Source organism: Pseudomonas arabinosi (assembly GCF_047758675.1).
Taxonomy (GTDB): domain Bacteria; phylum Pseudomonadota; class Gammaproteobacteria; order Pseudomonadales; family Pseudomonadaceae; genus Aquipseudomonas; species Aquipseudomonas arabinosi.
The window spans coordinates 4,087,000-4,106,825 of record NZ_CP180480.1; the positions used below are offsets into that span (position 1 = coordinate 4,087,000).

Here is a 19,826-nt window from a genome sequence, read left to right on the forward strand (position 1 = left end):
AGTGATGACTGCTCAGGTTTCATCGAAGGGGACTTCGTCCATGAGTGCCACGCAAAACGAAGTCCTGGCCGAGGTTCGCAACCACATCGGTCACCTGACCCTCAATCGCCCCGCCGGCCTTAACGCCATTACTTTGGACATGGTGCGCAACCTGCAGCGTCAGCTCGACGCCTGGGCGCTGGATCCGCACGTACACGCGGTGGTACTGCGCGGTGCTGGCGAGAAGGCGTTCTGTGCCGGCGGAGACATTCGCTCGCTGTACGACAGCTTCAAAAACGGCGACACGCTGCACGAAGATTTCTTCGTCGAGGAATACGCCCTCGACCTCGCGATTCACCATTACCGCAAACCGGTTCTCGCCTTGATGGACGGTTTTGTCCTGGGTGGCGGCATGGGCCTGGTGCAAGGTGCCGACCTGCGGTTGGTCACCGAGAAAAGCCGTCTGGCGATGCCGGAAGTGGCGATCGGTTATTTCCCGGATGTCGGTGGCAGCCATTTCCTGCCGCGCGTTCCCGGTGAGCTGGGTATTTATCTCGGCGTCAGCGGCGTGCAGATCCGTGCGGCCGATGCGCTCTATTGCGGCCTGGCCGACTGGTACCTGGAAAGCGACAGGCTGGGCACTCTGGACGAGCACCTCGATCAGCTCGAATGGCACGAAACGCCGTTGAAGGACCTTCAAGGTCTGCTGGCGAAACTCGCCGTGCAACAACTGCCGGCCCCCCCTTTGGCGGCGTTGCGCCCGGCCATCGATCACTTCTTCGCCCTTCCCGATGTGCCGAGTATTGTTGAGCAACTGCGTGAAGTAACGGTCGCCGACAGCCACGAATGGGCCACGACCACCGCCGACCTGCTGGAAAGCCGTTCACCGCTGGCCATGGGCGTGACCCTGGAAATGCTCCGTCGTGGTCGGCACTTGAGTCTGGAAGACTGCTTCGCCCTTGAGCTGCACCTGGACCGTCAGTGGTTCGAGCGCGGCGACCTGATCGAAGGCGTGCGCGCCTTGCTGATCGACAAAGACAAGAAACCGCGCTGGAACCCGTCGACCTTGCAGGCGCTGGACGCCGAGCACGTCGCGAGTTTCTTCACGGGTTTTGACCAAAGCGGGAGCTGAGCCATGCACGATATCGAATTGAGCGAAGAGCAAGTCATGATCCGCGACATGGCCCGGGACTTTGCCCGCGGCGAAATCGCACCCCACGCCCAGGCCTGGGAAAAGGCCGGCTGGATCGATGACGGTCTGGTGGCGAAGATGGGCGAACTGGGTCTGCTGGGCATGGTGGTGCCTGAGGAATGGGGCGGCACCTATGTCGACTACGTCGCCTACGCCTTGGCCGTGGAAGAAATTTCGGCCGGCGACGGCGCCACTGGCGCACTCATGAGCATTCACAACTCCGTGGGATGCGGTCCGGTCCTCAACTACGGCACTGAAGAACAGAAACAGACCTGGCTGCCGGATCTCGCCAGCGGTCAGGCCATCGGCTGCTTCTGCCTGACCGAACCCCAGGCCGGTTCCGAAGCCCACAACCTGCGCACCCGCGCCGAACTGCGCGACGGCCAGTGGGTGATCAACGGCGCCAAGCAATTCGTCAGCAACGGCAAACGGGCGAAACTGGCCATTGTGTTCGCGGTGACCGATCCGGACTTGGGCAAGCGCGGCATCTCGGCGTTCCTGGTGCCGACCGATACCGCGGGTTTCATCGTTGATCGCACCGAACACAAAATGGGTATTCGCGCGTCCGATACCTGCGCGGTGACCCTGAGCAACTGCACCATCCCTGAAGCCAACCTGCTGGGTGAGCGCGGCAAAGGACTGGCGATTGCCCTGTCGAACCTTGAAGGCGGCCGCATCGGCATCGCCGCGCAGGCGCTGGGCATTGCCCGCGCGGCATTCGAAGCGGCACTGGCCTACTCGCGGGATCGGGTGCAGTTCGACAAGCCGATCATCGAGCACCAGAGCATCGCCAACATGCTGGCCGACATGCACACCCGGTTGAACGCGGCACGACTGTTGATCTTGCATGCCGCGCGGTTGCGCAGTGCCGGCAAGCCGTGTCTGTCGGAGGCTTCACAGGCCAAATTGTTTGCGTCGGAGATGGCCGAGAAAGTGTGTTCGTCGGCGATGCAGATTCACGGCGGGTATGGGTATCTGGAGGATTACCCGGTGGAGCGTTACTACCGGGATGCGCGGATTACGCAGATTTATGAAGGGTCGAGCGAGATACAGCGGATGGTGATTGCTCGGGAGTTGAAGCATTACTTAGTGTGATGGCTGGAATTGGGGGTGGTCTGTAGATCCACCCCTCACCCTAACCCTCTCCCCAGAGGGGCGAGGGGACTGACCGAGTTGTTTTGTAGAAATTCTTCGACCTGCAATTCCGAGCCGAACTCAAGTTTGAATAGCTTGAAGATCGGCTCCCTTTCCCCCTCTCCCCCATGGGGAGAGGGCTGGGGTGAGGGGTGGATTTTGAATCTACCCCACTGCCATCACTTACCCTTGAACTCGGCTTCACGCTTGGCAATAAACGCCGCCATCCCTTCCTTCTGATCCTGCGTCGCAAACGCCGCATGGAACACCCGACGCTCAAAGCGCACACCTTCCGACAGGCTCACTTCAAACGCGCGGTTGACGCTTTCCTTGATCATCATTGCAATCGGCAGCGACTTCTTGGCAATCAGCGCCGCGACTTTCAACGCTTCTTCCAGCAACTCATCAGCCGGAACAATCCGCGCCACAATCCCGCAACGCTCCGCTTCCACCGCATCGATCAAGCGACCGCTGAGGCACATTTCCATGGCCTTGGCCTTGCCCACGGCGCGGGTCAGGCGCTGGGTGCCGCCCATGCCTGGCAGTACGCCGAGGTTGATTTCCGGCTGACCGAACTTTGCATTGTCGCCGGCCAGGATGAAGTCGCACATCAGCGCCAGTTCACAACCACCGCCCAAGGCGAAACCGTTGACGGCGGCGATGATCGGCTTGCGGCGGTTAGCCACGCGATCGCTGTCGCTGAACAGGTCGTCGAGGTAGATCTGCGGGTAGGTCAGCTCGGCCATTTCCTTGATGTCGGCGCCGGCCGCAAAGGCCTTTTTCGAGCCGGTGAGCACGATGCAGCCGATGTTCGAATCGGCTTCCAGGCCATCGAGGGCGTGGTTCAGCTCGCTGACGATCTGCGCGTTTAACGCATTCAGCGCTTGCGGACGGTTCAGGGTAATCAGGCCAACGCGACCATGGGTTTCCAACAAAATCGTTTCGTAGTTCACAAGTAGCTTCCTTTTAAAGATTGCGCGAAATAACCATGCGCTGAATATCGCTGGTGCCTTCGTAGATCTGGCAAACCCGCACGTCGCGGTAGATCCGCTCCAGCGGGAAATCGTTCAAGTAACCGTAACCGCCGAGGGTTTGCAACGCCGAGGAACAGACTTTCTCGGCCATTTCCGAGGCAAACAGCTTGGCCATGGACGCTTCGACCAAGGCCGGTTTGCCGCTGTCTCGCAGCGCCGCCGCGTAATGCACCATCTGCCGAGCGACGGCGATCTGGGTTGCCATGTCCGCCAGGCGGAACGCGACCGCTTGATGTTCGATGATCGGTTTGCCGAAGCTTTCACGCTCACGGGCGTAGTCGCGGGCCGCTTCGAACGCTGCGCGGGCCATACCCACCGATTGCGAAGCGATGCCGACACGGCCGCCTTCGAGGTTAGCCAGGGCGATTCGATAACCTTCGCCCTCCTCGCCCAAGCGGTTGGCGACTGGCACCTTCACGTCTTCGAACAGGATCTGGCAGGTGTCGGACGCGTGCTGGCCGAGCTTGTCTTCGACCCGCGCGACTTTGTAGCCCGGCGAATCGGTGGGCACGATCAGCGCCGTGATGCCACGCTTGCCGGCACTCGGATCAGTCACGGCGAACACGATCACCACCCCGGCGTTCTGCCCGGAGGTGATGAACTGCTTGCAGCCGTTCAACACGTAGTGATCGCCTTCCAGACGGGCACGGGTTTTCAGGCCGCTGGCGTCGGAGCCGGCCTGCGGTTCGGTGAGGGCAAAAGCCCCGAGCATCGAGCCGCTGGCCAACGGTTTGAGGAAGCGCTCTTTCTGGTCATCGTTGCCGTACTTGAGGATCGGCACGCAACCCACCGAGTTGTGCACGCTCATGATGGTCGAGCAGGCGCCGTCGCCGGCCGCGATTTCTTCCAGGGCCATGGCGTAGGCCAGGTAACCGGTGTCGCAACCGCCCCACTCTTCCGGCACCAACATGCCGAAGAAGCCCAGCTCCGCCATCTCGCCGATGGCTTCCTTGGGGAAGCGATGCTCACGATCCCACTCGGCGGCGAACGGTTTCAGCCGTTCCTGGGCAAACTGCCGGGCCGCTTCGCTGATCTGAAGTTGTTCGTCATTGGGAATCATGGTGAATCCTTTAAATCCGGGGTACGGCACAGAACTCTGTGGGAGCCAGCCTGCTGGCGATGGCGTCGTGTCAGTCAATGTCTACTTTTATGACACACCGTCATCGCCAGCAGGCTGGCTCCCACAGGGGTGAGGTTGACCTAGTAAAGGCATTCAACGGCCATGGCCGTGGCTTCGCCGCCGCCGATGCAGATCGCTGCAACGCCGCGTTTCAGGCCTTTCTGGCGCAAGGCCGAGAGCAAGGTCACGAGGATCCGCGCGCCAGACGCACCGATCGGGTGGCCGAGGGCGCAAGCGCCGCCGTGAACGTTGATCTTCTCGTGGGGGATTTCCAGTTTGGTCATGGTGACCAGACTGACCACGGCGAAGGCTTCGTTGACTTCGACCAGATCGACTTCGTCCAGCGACCAGCCGGTTTTCTTCATCAGTTTCTCGATCGCGCCCACCGGTGCCACCGGGAACAGGCCCGGGGTGTCGGCAAACGCGGCGTGGCCGTGAATCACGGCCAGCGGTTTCAGGCCGCGCTTTTCAGCTTCGGAACGGCGCATCAACACCAGTGCCGCAGCACCATCGGAAATGGAGCTGGAGTTCGCCGCCGTCACCGTGCCGCCGTCGCGGAACGCCGGTTTCAAGGAAGCGATCTTGTCCAGTTTGGCTTTCGGTGGCTGTTCGTCGTTGCTGATCAGCACCTGCTCTTTGCCGACAGTCACGGTGAGCGGCACGATCTCGTCTTTGAAGCTGCCGTCCTTGATCGCCTGCTGTGCGCGGGTGGTCGAGGCAATGGCAAACGCATCCTGGGCTTCACGGGTGAAACCGTTGGTTTCGGCGCAATCCTCGGCGTAGGTGCCCATCAAGCGGCCCTTGTCGTAGGCGTCTTCCAGGCCGTCGAGGAACATGTGATCGAGTACGCGACCATGGCCCATGCGGTAACCGCTACGGGCGCGATCCAGCAGGTACGGCGCGTTGGACATGCTTTCCATGCCGCCGGCGACAACCACGTCGGCGCTGCCGGCCACCAGCATGTCGTGGGCCAGAATGGCCGCTTCCATGCCCGAACCGCACATTTTGTTCAGGGTGGTGCAGCGGGTCGATTTATCCAGCCCGGCGCCCAATGCGGCTTGGCGCGCTGGCGCCTGGCCGAGGCCGGCGGACAGGACGCAACCGAACAGCACTTCTTCAACCGAGTCTGGAGCCACACCGGCGCGTTCGACCGCGGCGCGAATTGCCGCAGCACCGAGTTGCGGCGCGCTCAGGCTTTTCAATTCGCCCTGAAAACCACCCATCGGGGTGCGGACGGCGCTGACGATAACAATGGGATCGTTGGAAATAGTCATGACAAATCCTCCTTATTTGGCGGCCATGCGCAAGGCGCCGTCGAGACGGATCACCTCGCCATTGAGCATGCTGTTTTCAATGATATGCCTGACCAGCCCGGCATACTCGCCTGGTTTGCCAAGACGCGGCGGAAACGGCACACCAGCCGCCAGGGAGGCGCGGACTTCCGGGGTCATGCCGGCCATCATCGGGGTTTCGAAAATGCCCGGGGCGATGGTCATCACGCGGATGCCGAAGCGCGCCAGTTCACGGGCGGCGGGCAAGGTCAGGCTGACGATCGCGCCTTTGGAGGCGGCATACGCGGCCTGGCCGATCTGGCCATCATAGGCTGCAGCCGAGGCGGTGTTGATAATCACACCGCGCTCGCCATCGGCATTCGCTTCGGTTTCGGCAATCGCCGCAGCGGCCAGGCGCAGCATGTTGAAACTGCCGATCAGGTTAACGTTGATCACCTGGCTGAAATTGGCCAACACGTGCGGGCCGTTCTTGCCGAGGATCTTCTCACCGCGCACGATGCCGGCGCAGTTGACCAGACCATTCAGGCCGCCGAAGGCTTTGACCGTCGCCTGCACAGCGGCTTCCGCCGCCGCTTCGTTGCTGATATCCGCCACCACGCTTTGCGCGCCGAGACGTTCAGCCTGGGCCGCAACGGCCTCGGCGTTCATGTCCACCAGCATCACTTTGGCGCCCGCCGCGACCAGCATTTCAGCCGTGGCCGCACCGAGGCCGGATGCACCGCCGGTGACGAGAAAAACCTTGTTTTCGATCTGCATCATTGTTTCCTTGGATTCAAGCTGAAACGTTCTTCGCGGCGGCCTCTTGAGCCTTGGCGATTTCCTGGTTGCGCAAGATAAAGCGCTGCAATTTGCCGCTAGGGGTTTTCGGCAACTCGCTGACAAATTCGATTTCACGGGGGTACGAGTGCGCGGCCAGTCGTTTGCGCACGTGTTGGCGCAGTTCTTCGGCCAGTTCCGGCGCAGCGCGGTATTGCGCGCTGAGCACGACAAAGGCTTTGACCAGTTCAGTGCGCTCCGGATCGGGCTTGCCGACCACGGCTGCTTCGACCACGGCAGGGTGTTCGATCAATGCGCTTTCCACGTCGAACGGACCGACCCGGTAGCCGGAAGTGGTGATCACGTCGTCGCTGCGACCGACGAAGCTGATGCTGCCGTCCGGGTTCCACTCGACGGTGTCGCCGCTCAGGTAATAGTTGCCGACGAAGGCCTTGGTCGGTGCGCCTTCGTAACCGGCGAACCAGCACATCGGCGACTGGGTACGATCGATGGCCAGAATGCCCGGCTGACCGACGCCGAGTTCTTTGTACTCGTCATCCAGCACCACGATGCGGTGGCCCGGCGAGGCGAAACCGGCGGCGCCCATGTGGATCGGATGCTCGAGGCCATGGTGATTGCACAGCACCATGCCGAGTTCGGTCTGGCCATAATGGTCGTGAATGACCACGCCGAGGTTGTCGGCGAACCAGCGAATCACTTCCGGGTTCAGCGGCTCGCCGGCACTGCTGACGATGCGCAGCTTGCCCTTGATCGAGCGGGCGAACTCGTCGCCACCCGCGATCAACAGGCGATAGGCCGTCGGCGAACCGGTAAGGTTGGTGATCCCGTATTTGTTGATCACCCGGCAGGTGCTTTCGAGGGTGAACGGGCCATCGTAAAAGGTGATCGGATGCCCCATGGCCATGGGACCTGTGACACCGAAATAGATGCCATAGGCCCAGCCCGGATCGGCGACGTTCCAGAAGGCGTCTTCGGGGCGCAAGTCCACGGCGTCACGGGTGTAGCTCTGGAAGGCGACGATGGCCTTGAGCGGAACGGAGAGCGCTTTCGACGGACCGGTGGTGCCCGACGTGAACATCAGCAGGAACGGGTCTTCGCCCGTCAGCAGGACCGGTTCGCACTCAGGAGAATAATTGGCCAGCTCGGCCCAGAAGCTGTAATCGCCGCGGACGATGCCTTGGCCTTTGGGACCGGCGACGGTGACGATGGTCGGGCAGTCGGCGACTTCAGAGAGTTTGGAGCGATTGCCCGCGTCGGTGACTACTACTTTGGCACCAGAGGAGCTGAGGCGGTGTTCGATGGCTTTCGGGCCGAATGCCGTGAACAGCGGCTGGTAGACCGCGCCGATGCGCCAGGTGGCGAAGACGGTGATCAGCAATTCAATGTTACGTGGCAGGAGACCGGCAACCTTGTCGCCTTTTTTCACGCCTTGGGCCAGCAGGAAATTGGCGAACCGCGCGGCTTTGTCCTGCAAGTCGCTGAAGGTGTAGGTCGCGCTGGCGCCATCGCGGCCTTCCCAGAACAGCGCGATGCGCCCCGGCAAGGCATGCCGGTCGCAACACTCGACACAGGCATTGAGGGCAGTCAAATCGCCCGCGAGTGCGGCGTCGACGGTGTGCTGATAATTGAACTGTGATGTAGCAGACAAGTAATCGCGCATTGCCAGAATCCCTTTGTATTTTTATTAGGCTGGGGGAACCTCGATTAACAGGGAAATACTCGCTCTGCGCGGGGCGCGGGACAATGGTCAAAGCTATCAAGTTGCGTGACTGGTTTGGCCAAGATTGGAGAGATGTGTCGCCTGTAAGGGCCTCATCGCGAGCAGGCTCGCTCCCACAGGGGAACGCATTCCAAATGTGGGAGCGAGCCTGCTCGCGATAGCGTCAGCCCAGACACCACAGGCTTCAGATCAGTCAGCTTCGTTAAGGATCAGGCTGCGGTAGTGCCCCGGATTTGACCCCGACCACTTGCGAAACGCCTTGTAGAACGAACTGGCGTCGGCAAACCCCAAACGCGTGGCGATCTCGGCGAAGCTAATAGAGGGTTCTGCCAGCCAGACAATCGCCAACTCCTTGCGCACGCTGTCCTTGAGCCCCTGGTAAGTCTGACCCTCTTCAGCCAGACGCCGACGCAGGGTGGAAGCCGACATGCACAGCTGTTGTGCCAGGGGTTCGGTTTCCGGCCAGTGTTCGGCGGGCAGTTGCCGCAAATCATGCTTGATCCGGCTGGCCAGGCTCTCAGGGTCGCGGTATTTGACCAAAATATTGGCCGGCGCATGAGCCAGGAAACGCTTGAGTTCCTCCGGGCTGCGCTTGATCGGCAAATCCAGGCTCTCGGCGGAGAAAATCATCCGCGTGCGCGGCCGGTCAAAACGCAGGTTCTCGGAGAACATCACCTGATAGTCATTGCAGAAGTCCGGTGCCGGGCAGCGCAACTCGATGGCCAGGATCGGAATCCGCCGCCCCGCCAGCCAGCAGGCGACGCCGTGAACGATCATCCAGTAAGTGAAATAGGTAAAGGCGCGGCGTGGGTCCTGGTCATCTTCGAGCAAGACGATTTCCGCCAGGCTTTGCTGACGAACCAGCTGTGCAGGCAGGTGTTCGAGCATCAACGACAAAAAGCTCAAGCCCGAGGTCAGGCCGGCGGCCAGGCTCGGCTGGACCATGGAGCAGCGGCAGAGAAACTCAAGACTGCCGGATTTGAGTTTGCGCGGGTCCATGCCAAAAAACTCATCGTCTCCACGTCGGGCCAGCAAACGCCACAGACGCGCATAAGCGGTGGCCGGGACACGTGCATCGCAGCTTTCGAGCAGTGCCGGATCGATGCCGACCTTGTTCAACACCTCTTCGGTGGCGACGCCCGGGGCGCAACTTTGCAACAGCGCTTCACGCACCAGTTGAATGGAGATGGTGTCTTTTTCCGACATTGGCCGAGGCGAGCCCTGTTCTTGTTTGAGTGCTGGCATCTTAGCGCAGCTGTCGGCCCGACGCAGATCCCTTGGGGGGCGGCTTGAAACCCTGTGGGAGCGAGCTTGCTCGCGATGGCGTTTTAATAGGCAACACATTTGCCCGTGTTAACCCTTACAGAATCCGATAGAGCAACCGCTCGATCCGCACACGACTCACGCGCTTGAGAAACTTGGCCACCCCCGCCGGGTATTCCAGCAGTGTTTCCAGTTCCTGATAACGCTCGATCCGGCGGGTGTTCTCGAAAATCTCCGCCAATTCGTTACGACGCGGCTCCAACAGTTCGCCTTTCGGATCATCAATCAGCAAGGCGTTTTCCAGGTCGAGTCGGAATGCCCGCGGGTTGAGGTTGTTGCCGGTCAGCAAGGTGTAGCGCTGATCGATCCACATGCCCTTGAGGTGGTAGGTGTTGTCGCCGTCACGCCACAGATGCAGGTTCAGCTGGCCGCTGTCGACGCTGCGATGATGGCGCTTGGCGAAACGCCGCAGGCTGATCTCGTAAAGATAAGGCAGCGCCGAAATCACCTTGAACGGTTCGCTCGGCGGGATGTAGAAGTCGTTGGCCGTCTTGTCGCCGACAATGATGTCGATCTTCACGCCACGCGCCAGTGCCCGGTTGATTTCACGGGTCACGGGCAGCGGCAGGTTGAAGTATGGCGTGCAGATGGTCAGTTGATGCTGAGCGCTGGCGATCAACTCGCAAATCACTCGACTCAACGGGTTGTTCTTGCCGACACCGAGCAATGGGCTGACCGACAAACCACCCTTTTCCGTGGTGCCTGTCGTGGTGTCGTACGCCGCGTGCTTGAGGCGGCTGCGCAGGTCGCCGATGTCGTTGCGCAGGCTGCGGGTGGTCGGCAGGTTCGGCAAATCGAGACGATGCACGGCTTTGGAGGCGATCAGTCCGTGCTGGACCAGGTGCTGCATTGAATCGGCCAGGGCGCTGTTCTGCAGCACGTGATAACGGTCGTAGCGGTATTTATCGAACTTGTGCAGATAGACGTTGTTCAGACTCGCGCCGCTGTAGATCACACAGTCATCGATCACGAAGCCTTTCAAATGCAGCACGCCGAACAGCTCTCGGGTCTGCACGGGAACGCCATACACCGGCACTTCACTGGCATGAGTCCGAGTCGTTTCCTGATACCAGGCCGAGTTGCCCGGCTGCTTGCCGGCGCCGATCAAACCACGCTGGGCGCGCAACCAGTCAACGACCACCACCACGTCCAGTTCCGGACGCGCCAGTTTGGCCGCGTGCAAGGCATCGAGAATTTCCTGGCCGGCTTCATCCTGTTGCAGATAGAGCGCGACGATATAAATGCGCTGGGTGGCGCTGGCGATCTTTTCCAGCAGGCAACGGCGAAACTCGGCAGCGCCAGAGAGGATGGTGACGGCATCGGCGGTCAGCGGAAAACTGCGCAGTTTGGGCAGCAGAGAGCGTTTGAAAAGCGACGGCATAGGGCTCGCAAAAAGGTCGAATCCGAAGAACCCGAGAGCTTACACCATGGATTGCCTTGGGTCTTGTTAGTGTCTGTAAAGGCCCCTTCGCGAGCAAGCCCGCTCCCACATGGGAATGCATTTCAAATGTGGGAGCGGGCTTGCTCGCGAAGGCGATTTTTCAGACGACAAAAATATTCGCTTGACCAAGGAGAACGATCGTTCTACTGTTCGCCACATGAACGAAATAACCAGCAACGACACACGCGACATCATTCTGGATGTCACCGAAAAGTTGATCTACAAAAGTGGCATCGCTGCCACCGGGATGGATCTTCTGGTGAAAACCGCCGGCGTCTCCAGAAAAAGTATTTACCGCTACTTCGCCAACAAGGAGGAGCTCACCGTCGCGGCCCTGCAACGCCGTGATGTGCGCTGGATGCATTGGTACAGAAGCGAAGTCGACCAGGCTGAAACACCGGCCGACCGGCTGCTCAACCTGTTTACCGTGCTCAAGGCCTGGTTCGCCTCCGAAGGCTTCCGTGGCTGCGCATTCATCAACACCAGCGGTGAAACCGGCGACCCGCAAGACCCGGTTCGCCTGGTTGCCAAAGACCATAAACAGAAGCTGCTCGACTACGTGCGCGAGCTCTGCACCGAACATGGCGCCACAGACCCGGAGACGCTGGCCAAACAGCTGCTGATCCTGATCGACGGTGCCATTACCGTGGCGCTTGTCATGGGTGATCACAGTGCCGCCGATAATGCGCAATGCATGGCGCGAAAGTTATTGGACCTGTAACACTTAAACCAAGCCCGACAACTTGCTAGAACTTTACTTTGATAGGGAGACTATTAATGTCTAATGCCGAAGTTCGTCCGCCATTGCCGCCATTCACCCGTGAATCGGCCATCGAAAAAGTACGCCTGGCCGAAGACGGCTGGAACTCCCGCGACGCGGAACGCGTGTCGCTGGCCTACACCCTGGACACCAAATGGCGTAACCGCGCCGAGTTTGCCTACAACCGCGAAGAAGCCAAAGGTTTCCTGACGCGCAAATGGGCCAAGGAACTGGATTACCGCCTGATCAAAGAACTTTGGGCCTTTACCGGTAACCGCATCGCCGTGCGTTATGCCTACGAATGGCACGACGACTCGGGCAACTGGTTCCGCTCCTATGGCAACGAAAACTGGGAGTTCGACGAGAACGGTTTGATGGCCAATCGGTTTGCCTGCATCAACGACATGCCGATCAAGGAAAGCGACCGCAAGTTCCACTGGCCGTTGGGCCGTCGTCCTGACGACCATCCAAGTCTGTCCGACCTGGGCCTGTAACTTCACCAAGATCCAATGTGGGAGCGGGCTTGCTCGCGAAGGCGGTGTGTCAGTCGACATCAATAGTGAATGTCAGTCCGTCTTCGCGAGCAAGCCCGCTCCCACAGGAGTTGTGGTGTTCAGGCTACCGCGGCTTGCTGCTTGGCCGCTGCCTTGGCTTCTAGCTCACGCACCAACGGCAATACCCGCTTGCCGAAATACTCCACTTCTTCCTGAAAGTGCAGAAACCCCGCCAACACCAAATCCACACCCACCGCTTTCAGCGCGACGATCCGCTCGGCAATCTGCTGCGGCGTGCCGATCAGGTTGGTCTTGAACCCGTCGTTGTACTGCACCAGATCCTCGAACGTCGACTTGGCCCAGTTGCCCTCGCCCTCAGGTGACGCCCTGCCCGCCTGCTTCGCCGCATCGCCAAACGCATTCACCGCCTCGGGGTCCGCCTGATCGATGATTTGCGCCAGCACGGCTCGCGCTTCCTCTTCGGTGTCGCGGGCAATGACAAACGCGTTCACGCCGACTTTCACCGAATGATTGTTCGCCGCCGCCTTGGTGCGAATGTCATCGACCTGGGCCTTGACGCCTTCCGGGGTGTTGCCGTTGGTGAAGTACCAGTCCGACACCCGTGCTGCCATGTCCCGAGCCGCGCGGGAACTGCCACCCTGGAAGATTTCCGGCTGACCCAACGGTTTGGGTTTGAGGCTGTAGTTGTCGAAGCGGTAGAAATCACCGCGAAAGGTGAAGTTGTCCTGGCTCCAGATGCCCTTCAGCGAGCGAATGAATTCTTCGGAGCGGCGATAACGCTCGTCGTGTTCCAGCCAGTGTTCGCCAATCGCCTGGAACTCACCCTTGAACCAGCCACTGACAATGTTCACCGCCACCCGGCCATTAGTCAGCTGGTCGATGGTTGCCAATTGCTTGGCCGCCAGCGCCGGTTGCCAAGGACCGGGCAGGATCGCGGCGATCACTTTCAGGTGGGTGGTGGCGGCTAGCAGCGCGTGGCTGAAGGCGACCGATTCGTGCTGGTACTCGGCGCCGTAACCGGCGGTGAAGCGGATCTGCGTCAGGGCGTATTCAAACCCCGCCGCTTCGGCCAGTTGCGCCAGTTTGCGGTTGTAGTCGATGCCCCAGTGGGTGCGTTGCTCGATCTTGCTGACCACCAGCCCGCCGCTGACGTTCGGTACCCAGTAGGCAAATTTGACGGCTTGCTGACTCATTGGCATGTCCTCGGGACTTTAGGGAAGTCCTAAGGCAAGAGCAGCAACCGTGCCAGCGCTGAAACATGGCTTGTGGCGCGACTGTCATGAGCCGAGCGAGATCCTTGTGGGAGCGGGCTTGCTCGCGAAAGCGGTGTGCCATTCAACATCTTCGTTAGCTGACATACCGCTTTCGCGAGCAAGCCCGCTCCCACAGGGACCCGTGTGCGTCTGGGGCAATTTGCTGATGCACTGTTGGCGCTGCAACAGTTACAGTCGGGGCAAACCCGCGCAAGCCCGTAATGACAGGCCTTTGAATTCGGCATGGACCGTGCAATCCCCAGTGGCATCCACTGCCGATCCAAGGAGCCGTCCCATGACCGAACACCAGGTAATCAATCCGCTGTCCACTGGCACCGACTATGAAGCGCTGGCCGCAAGGTTCCGGCCGATTTTCCAACGCATCGCTGCCGGTGCCGTTGAGCGGGAACAAACCCGCAGCCTGCCTTACGAGCCGATTCAATGGCTCAAGGACGCCGGTTTCGGCGCCGTACGGATTCCGGTTGAATATGGCGGTGGCGGCGCCTCCCTGCCACAACTGTTTGAGCTGCTGATCGAATTGGCCGAAGCCGATTCCAATGTGCCTCAGGCCTTGCGCGGGCACTTCGCCTTTGCCGAGGATCGCTTGAACTCGGCGCCCGGGCCAGCGCGGGATCTGTGGTTCAAACGCTTCGTCGACGGTGACATCGCCGGCAATGCCTGGACCGAAATCGGCAGCGTGGCGATTGGCGATGTCATCACCAAAGTCTCGCCTCACGGCGATCAGTGGAGGCTCAACGGCGAGAAGTTCTACAGCACCGGCAGCCTGTTTTCCGACTGGATCGACGTGTACGCGCAACGCAGCGACACCGGCGGCGACGTGATTGCCGCGGTCCGCACTCGCCAGCCGGGCATCGTGCAGAGCGACGACTGGGACGGCTTCGGTCAGCGCACCACCGGCAGTGGCACCTCACGGTTCATCGATGCCGACGTGGAGGCCGAGAACATCATCGACTTCGCCACCCGTTTCAAATACCAGACCGCGTTTTATCAGCTGGTGCTGCTGGCGACCCTGGCCGGGATCGGTCGTGCGGCGTTGCGCGATGTGGCGCATCAGGTGCGTGAACGCAAACGCATCTACAGCCATGGCAATGCGCAGCACGTCAGCCAGGATTCGCAAGTGCAGCAAGTGGTCGGCGAAATCGCGGCACTGGTGTATGCGGCCGAAGCCAGCGCCTTGAGGGCTGCACAACCGGCGCAGCGGGCTTATCTGGCGCGATTCTCGGGTGATGACGCCTTGGAACAAGAGGCGAATGTCGCAGCGGAAATCGAATCGGCCAAGGCTCAGGTGGTGGTGTCGGAGCTTATCCAGCGGGCGACCACAGAGCTGTTCAATGCACTGGGGGCTTCGGATACTCGCGTGGGTAAATCGCTGGACCGGCACTGGCGCAATGCGCGGACGGTGTCGTCACACAATCCGGTGATCTACAAGGCACGGATTGTCGGGGATTGGGCGATCAACGGGACCGAGCCGCCGTTTGTGTGGCAGATCGGGAATGGGCCACAGCACAAAATATAAGGTTGCACGCAATCCCTGTAGGAGCTGCCGAAGGCTGCGATCTTTTGATCTTAAAAGCCAAAATCAAAAGATCGCAGCCTTCGGCAGCTCCTACAATGCATTGCGCCAGAGCGGTCGCCGCAGAAGTTGGATATAGGTAAGATATCGGCCCTTCCCCGCAGCCCTGTCCTGCGCCCCGCCGAATAAGCCGATTCCATGCCTTTCGAACTCAGTGTTGACCTCACCACCCTGGCCATTCTGGCCCTCGTCGCTTTCATTGCCGGTTTCATCGACGCCATTGCCGGCGGTGGTGGTCTGTTGACCACCCCGGCGCTGCTGACCGCCGGCCTGCCGCCGCATCTGGTGCTGGGCACCAACAAACTCAGTTCGACGTTCGGCTCGGCTACCGCCAGTTTCACTTTCTACCGACGCAAGCTGTTCCATCCAAGGCAGTGGATGCACGCCATTGTCGGCACGCTGGTGGGCGCGTTGACCGGTGCCGTGGTCGCTCACTACCTGCCGGCGGAATGGCTGAACAAGATGCTCCCGGTGATCGTTTTCGGCTGCGGCGTCTATCTGTTGTTTGGCGGCACACCAAAGGCGCCACTGGACAGCGACGCACCGATCAAGAAAAAGTGGCAATCGACCCAAGGCTTCGGCCTCGGTTTCTACGACGGCGTGGCCGGTCCCGGCACGGGCGCGTTCTGGACCGTCAGCACGATGCTGATGTACCCCATCGACCTGGTGAAGGCCAGCGGCGTGGCGCGCAGCATGAACTTCGTCAGCAACATTGCGGCACTGTCGGTGTTCGTGTTTTCCGGGCAGGTGGACTGGATCATCGGCCTGAGCATGGGCCTGTCGGTGATGGTCGGGGCATTCTTTGGGGCTCGCACCGCCATCAGCGGCGGTGCGAAGTTCATTCGCCCGGTGTTCATCACCGTGGTACTGGGCTTGACCGTGCGGTTAGCCTGGCAACACTGGTTCAGCGTGGCCTAAGCGCCGCGCCACATAGACGTCGATCAGGTAACGGGCAATCGAGCGTGACGCCGGCAACGGCGGCAACTCATGAACGTTGAACCACTGGGCGTCTTCGATCTCGTCTTCCTGACACACGATCTCGCCGCCGGCGTATTCGGCATGGAAACCCAGCATCATCGAATGCGGGAACGGCCAGCACTGGCTGCCCATGTACTGGATGTTCTTGACCTCGATCTGCACTTCTTCGCGGACTTCGCGAATCAGGCAGTCTTCGGCCGACTCGCCCGGTTCGGCAAACCCCGCCAGCGTGCTGTAGACCCCGGTGACAAAGCGTGGCGAACGCGCCAGCAGGACCTCATCGCCCCGGGTCACCAGCACGATCATGCTCGGCGAAATGCGCGGGTAGCTGCGTAAATCACATGGCTCGCAATACATCGCCCGTTCCCGGGTTACCTGGGTCATCGCCTGCCCGCAGTTACCGCAAAAGCGGTGTTCGCGGGCCCAGGTGCCGATTTGCGCGGCATAGCCGAGCACCTTGTAAACCGTATGGTCGCCTTCAAGCATGAACGCCCGCAGGCCTTTCCAGTTGCAGCCCGGCACTTCGCTGTGACTGCGCAGCTCCAATAAATAGACCGGTTCGCCGTCCAGGTGACCGATGCCATGTTCGGCAAGGATCGACAGGTCCTGGCGCTTGAGCCATTCGCGGGGGAACAGCGCGCCATTGTCATCGAACAGAAAGCCTTCGGGGCTGCGCGCAACCGCCCAGCCGCCGGGTTGGTCGGTGTCCAGTACTGCAGTGGTCCAGCGTGAAGTCATGTTTAATCAGTCCAGAAATTCGGGTTTCTGTTTGCTCATATGGGCAGCCATGGCCACGCGCAGATCGGTGGATTGCAGCATGGCGGCGTTCCAGGTGGCGACGTATTCGAGGCCGTCGTCGATGCGATGGTCGCGCATGTAGCTGATCATCTCTTTGGTGCCGGTGATCGCAATCGGCGACTTGCTCGCGATCTCACGGGCAATGCCCATGACACCGTCGAGCAGGCTGGCGGTGTCGCTGTAAACGCGATTGACCAGGCCCATGCCCCGCGCTTCTTCGGCACCGAACGCGCGACCAGTGTAAGCCAGTTCACGCAGCATGCCGTCACCGATGATCCGCGGCAAGCGTTGCAAGGTGCCGACATCAGCCGCCATGCCGATGTCGATTTCCTTGATCGAGAACTGCGCATCTTCGGCGGCGTAACGCATGTCGCAGGCCGCAATCAGGTCGATGGCGCCACCCAGGCAATAACCCTGAATTGCCGCCAGCACCGGCTTGCGGCAATTGTCGACCGCATTGAAAGACGCTTGCAGGGCGAGGATCTTGCGGCGCAGCAAGCGCGCGTTGCGCCCAACGTCCTTGCCCAGTTCATTGGCCACGCCGGCCAGCATCATCAAGTCGATGCCAGAAGAAAAATGCTTGCCCGCACCGCTCAGCACCACCACCCGGACTTCGTCGGTGTCGTCGACCCATTGGAAAATCTCGATGATCTCGCTCCAGAACGCGGCGTTCATCGCATTGATCTTTTCCGGCCGGTTGATCTGCACATGGGCAATTTTATCGGCCAGTTCGACGGTGAACGCAGTGTACTGAGACATGGCAGTGATCCTTTTACCGGGCAGAAAATGAGGCCCGGACTATAACAAGGCATCAAGGTGGACCGTAAGGCAGCGGTTCGGCCAAAGACGGGACTGACCACCGCGCACCATAACAGTGCGCGAGAAGTGCCGCGCTTCGCACATTCATGTGACATCTCGACTTTTTTTTTGAGGCGAAAAGGTAAAAAAACATGCCCTTCGTCGGTGCGTTTCTCCCTCCAAGCGGTACGTCCGTACCTCTTTGAACCGATTGTCGAACAATTTTGCCATCTGGCCTCGCCCGCTCTAAGTTCTGGCCTAGACTCAGATCCGCGGGGCGAAACCGGTCGGTCACAAAGCGGAAAGAAAGTCGAAACTTTTGCCGGTCGTGACGGGTCAGCTTAAAAGGAGGTGCGTTGCGACTGGTGCAATCCTTGCAACGATCTCTACAGCCATTCTGCTTCATCGTATTGGCAGCGCTTGCTCACCGATGCGTAGCGCGTTTGCGCCCGGCCACAGGAATTGGCCACGAAACACCGTTTGTGCCAGACCTAAGAATTAGATCAACAACACGGGAGATTCATATGATCAGTGCGGCTTTAGATATTCAGGGAGAACGTGCTCATCAGCAGGTCGGCGAAACGAGCGCCGTGAGCGCCCCCAGTCACCAATCGATCAGCGTCCCCGGCACCAAGACGCTGGCACCGGTGGCCAGTCAGAATCCCAACAAGAAGAAAGTGCTGTTCGTCACCTCGGAGATTGCCGATCTGGTGAAAACCGGTGGTCTGGGCGACGTTTCCGCAGCGCTGCCGCGAGCCATGGCTCACTTGCACGATGTGCGCGTGTTGATCCCGGGTTACCCGCAAGTGCTGCACAGCGAGAACCCGATTCATATCATTGGTGAGCTCGGTGGTCACGCCGCGTTGCCCCCCTGCAAGATCGGGCGCATGGACATGCCCGATGGCCTGGTCATTTACGTGTTGATCTGCCCCGAGCTCTACGAGCGCGAGGGTTCGCCTTACGGTGCCAACAACGGCCGCGACTGGCCGGACAACCACATCCGTTTCGCCCGTCTGGGCCTGGCAGCCGCCGATATCGCCGCCAATCTTGCACAAATCCACTGGTGCCCGGACCTGGTGCACGCCCATGACTGGCCTGCCGGTCTGGCGCCTGCTTACATGCACTGGCGTGGACAGCGCACCCCGACGCTGTTCACCATTCATAACCTCGCCTATCAGGGCGTGACCAGTCTTGGCTCCTGCCCGGAACTGGGTATTCCCATGCATGCCTTGCAACAGGAAGGCATGGAGTTCTACGGCAAGATGTCGTTCCTCAAGGCCGGCATGGCTTATTCGAGCCACATCACCACCGTCAGCGCCACCTATGCCCAGGAAATCACCACCCCGGCCTTCGGCTGCGGTCTCGACGGTTTTCTTGCCGCCAAGACCCAGCAAGGTCTGCTCAGTGGTATTCCCAATGGCATCGATGAAAGCTGGGACGCGGCCACCGACCCGCACCTGTTCTGCCCCTTCAAAATTGGCGACTGGGAAGGCAAAGCGGTCAACGCGGCCCACGTGCGTGACCTGTTCGGTCTGGAAGACTCCGAAGGTCCGCTGTTCGCCGTGGTTTCGCGACTGGTCTATCAGAAAGGCCTGGACCTGACCGAAGCCGTCTCCGAGTACATCGTTAAATCTGGCGGGCAGATCGCGATCATCGGTCGTGGCGAGCCGGAAGAAGAACAAGCCATGCGCGAGCTGGCCCTGCGTTTTCCAGGCCAGATCGGCGTGCGCATCGGTTTCAACGAGACCGACGCCCGTCGCATGTTCGCCGGCAGTGATTTCCTGCTGATGCCTTCGCGTTATGAGCCTTGCGGGCTGAGCCAGATGTACGCCCAGCGCTTCGGTTCGTTGCCGGTGGCACGCAACACCGGGGGTTTGGCCGACACCATTGAAAACGGCGTGACCGGTTTCCTGTTCGACGAATCCACGGCCGAAAGTTACGAGGAAGCCCTGAGCCGGGCGTTCAAGGTTTTTGCCTTCCCCGACCTGCTCAATGCCATGCGCTGCAGGGCCATGGCCGCGCCTTTCAACTGGTGCAAGGCGGTCGAACCGTACGCCGAACTCTACGAAAAACTGGTGACCAAAGCGCTGGGTAAATCGGGCAAACATTAAGAGGTTT

17 protein-coding genes are annotated in these 19,826 nt (G+C 60.4%); 7 read left to right on the top strand and 10 right to left on the bottom strand.

Annotated elements, in window-relative coordinates; all coding sequences use genetic code 11:
* Positions 1-4 precede the first annotated feature (4 nt).
* Positions 5-1,111, top strand: coding sequence for an enoyl-CoA hydratase/isomerase family protein (locus ACMXYJ_RS19035; protein ID WP_415756425.1), 1,107 nt, complete (start codon positions 5-7; stop codon positions 1,109-1,111).
* A gap of 3 nt (positions 1,112-1,114) precedes the next feature.
* The gene (locus ACMXYJ_RS19040) at positions 1,115-2,266 is read left to right on the top strand and encodes an acyl-CoA dehydrogenase family protein (RefSeq protein ID WP_059402381.1); all 1,152 of its coding nucleotides are present in this window, start codon (positions 1,115-1,117) and stop codon (positions 2,264-2,266) included.
* Positions 2,267-2,484: 218 nt separating this feature from the next.
* Here the strand turns inward: ACMXYJ_RS19040 and ACMXYJ_RS19045 are convergent, their stop codons facing one another.
* The 7 genes from ACMXYJ_RS19045 to pssA form a co-directional block, all read right to left on the bottom strand.
* On the bottom strand, positions 2,485-3,258 hold the full coding sequence (locus ACMXYJ_RS19045) for an enoyl-CoA hydratase (RefSeq protein ID WP_076031060.1): 774 nt from the start codon (positions 3,256-3,258) through the stop codon (positions 2,485-2,487).
* A gap of 13 nt (positions 3,259-3,271) precedes the next feature.
* Positions 3,272-4,399, bottom strand: a complete 1,128-nt coding sequence (locus tag ACMXYJ_RS19050) for an acyl-CoA dehydrogenase (RefSeq protein ID WP_046046988.1) — start codon at positions 4,397-4,399, stop codon at positions 3,272-3,274.
* A 140-nt stretch (positions 4,400-4,539) separates the two neighbouring features.
* Positions 4,540-5,733, bottom strand: coding sequence for an acetyl-CoA C-acyltransferase (locus ACMXYJ_RS19055; protein WP_415756426.1), 1,194 nt, complete (start codon positions 5,731-5,733; stop codon positions 4,540-4,542).
* Positions 5,734-5,745: 12 nt separating this feature from the next.
* Positions 5,746-6,507: an SDR family NAD(P)-dependent oxidoreductase gene (locus tag ACMXYJ_RS19060; protein ID WP_415756427.1), complete on the bottom strand. Its 762-nt coding sequence runs from the start codon at positions 6,505-6,507 to the stop codon at positions 5,746-5,748.
* A 16-nt stretch (positions 6,508-6,523) separates the two neighbouring features.
* Complete coding sequence (locus ACMXYJ_RS19065) at positions 6,524-8,188, bottom strand: AMP-binding protein (RefSeq protein ID WP_149627947.1); 1,665 nt, start codon at positions 8,186-8,188, stop codon at positions 6,524-6,526.
* Positions 8,189-8,437: 249 nt separating this feature from the next.
* Complete coding sequence (locus ACMXYJ_RS19070) at positions 8,438-9,454, bottom strand: AraC family transcriptional regulator (RefSeq protein WP_415760762.1); 1,017 nt, start codon at positions 9,452-9,454, stop codon at positions 8,438-8,440.
* Between the two features lie 154 nt (positions 9,455-9,608).
* The gene (pssA, locus tag ACMXYJ_RS19075) at positions 9,609-10,952 is read right to left on the bottom strand and encodes a CDP-diacylglycerol--serine O-phosphatidyltransferase (protein WP_415756428.1); all 1,344 of its coding nucleotides are present in this window, start codon (positions 10,950-10,952) and stop codon (positions 9,609-9,611) included.
* A 217-nt stretch (positions 10,953-11,169) separates the two neighbouring features.
* Between pssA and ACMXYJ_RS19080 the strand changes: the two genes are divergently transcribed.
* Positions 11,170-11,733 carry a TetR/AcrR family transcriptional regulator gene (locus ACMXYJ_RS19080; protein ID WP_008152706.1) on the top strand — a complete coding sequence of 188 codons (564 nt, stop codon included), beginning with the start codon at positions 11,170-11,172 and terminating at the stop codon, positions 11,731-11,733.
* Positions 11,734-11,789: 56 nt separating this feature from the next.
* Positions 11,790-12,266 (top strand): DUF1348 family protein, encoded by a 477-nt coding sequence (locus ACMXYJ_RS19085; protein ID WP_008038345.1) that lies wholly within the window; start codon positions 11,790-11,792, stop codon positions 12,264-12,266.
* Positions 12,267-12,385: 119 nt separating this feature from the next.
* Here ACMXYJ_RS19085 and sfnG read toward each other — a convergent pair whose 3' ends face one another.
* On the bottom strand, positions 12,386-13,480 hold the full coding sequence (sfnG, locus tag ACMXYJ_RS19090; RefSeq protein WP_415756429.1) for a dimethylsulfone monooxygenase SfnG: 1,095 nt from the start codon (positions 13,478-13,480) through the stop codon (positions 12,386-12,388).
* Positions 13,481-13,835: 355 nt separating this feature from the next.
* Here sfnG and ACMXYJ_RS19095 point away from each other — a divergent pair, with 355 nt between their 5' ends.
* Together ACMXYJ_RS19095 and ACMXYJ_RS19100 are read left to right on the top strand one after the other, a co-directional pair.
* Positions 13,836-15,077, top strand: coding sequence for an acyl-CoA dehydrogenase family protein (locus ACMXYJ_RS19095; protein WP_415756430.1), 1,242 nt, complete (start codon positions 13,836-13,838; stop codon positions 15,075-15,077).
* A 195-nt stretch (positions 15,078-15,272) separates the two neighbouring features.
* On the top strand, positions 15,273-16,052 hold the full coding sequence (locus ACMXYJ_RS19100) for a TSUP family transporter (protein ID WP_046046975.1): 780 nt from the start codon (positions 15,273-15,275) through the stop codon (positions 16,050-16,052).
* Here the strand turns inward: ACMXYJ_RS19100 and nudC are convergent.
* Together nudC and ACMXYJ_RS19110 are read right to left on the bottom strand one after the other, a co-directional pair.
* On the bottom strand, positions 16,020-16,850 hold the full coding sequence (gene nudC, locus ACMXYJ_RS19105; protein WP_415756431.1) for an NAD(+) diphosphatase: 831 nt from the start codon (positions 16,848-16,850) through the stop codon (positions 16,020-16,022). The two genes, ACMXYJ_RS19100 and nudC, sit on opposite strands and share 33 nt — an antisense overlap.
* 6 nt (positions 16,851-16,856) lie before the next feature.
* On the bottom strand, positions 16,857-17,669 hold the full coding sequence (locus ACMXYJ_RS19110; RefSeq protein ID WP_415756432.1) for a crotonase/enoyl-CoA hydratase family protein: 813 nt from the start codon (positions 17,667-17,669) through the stop codon (positions 16,857-16,859).
* Positions 17,670-18,232: 563 nt separating this feature from the next.
* Here ACMXYJ_RS19110 and glgA point away from each other — a divergent pair.
* Entirely contained in the window at positions 18,233-19,819 is a 1,587-nt protein-coding gene (gene glgA, locus ACMXYJ_RS19115; RefSeq protein WP_415756433.1) for a glycogen synthase GlgA, read from the top strand.
* The last annotated feature ends 7 nt before the right edge of the window (positions 19,820-19,826 follow it).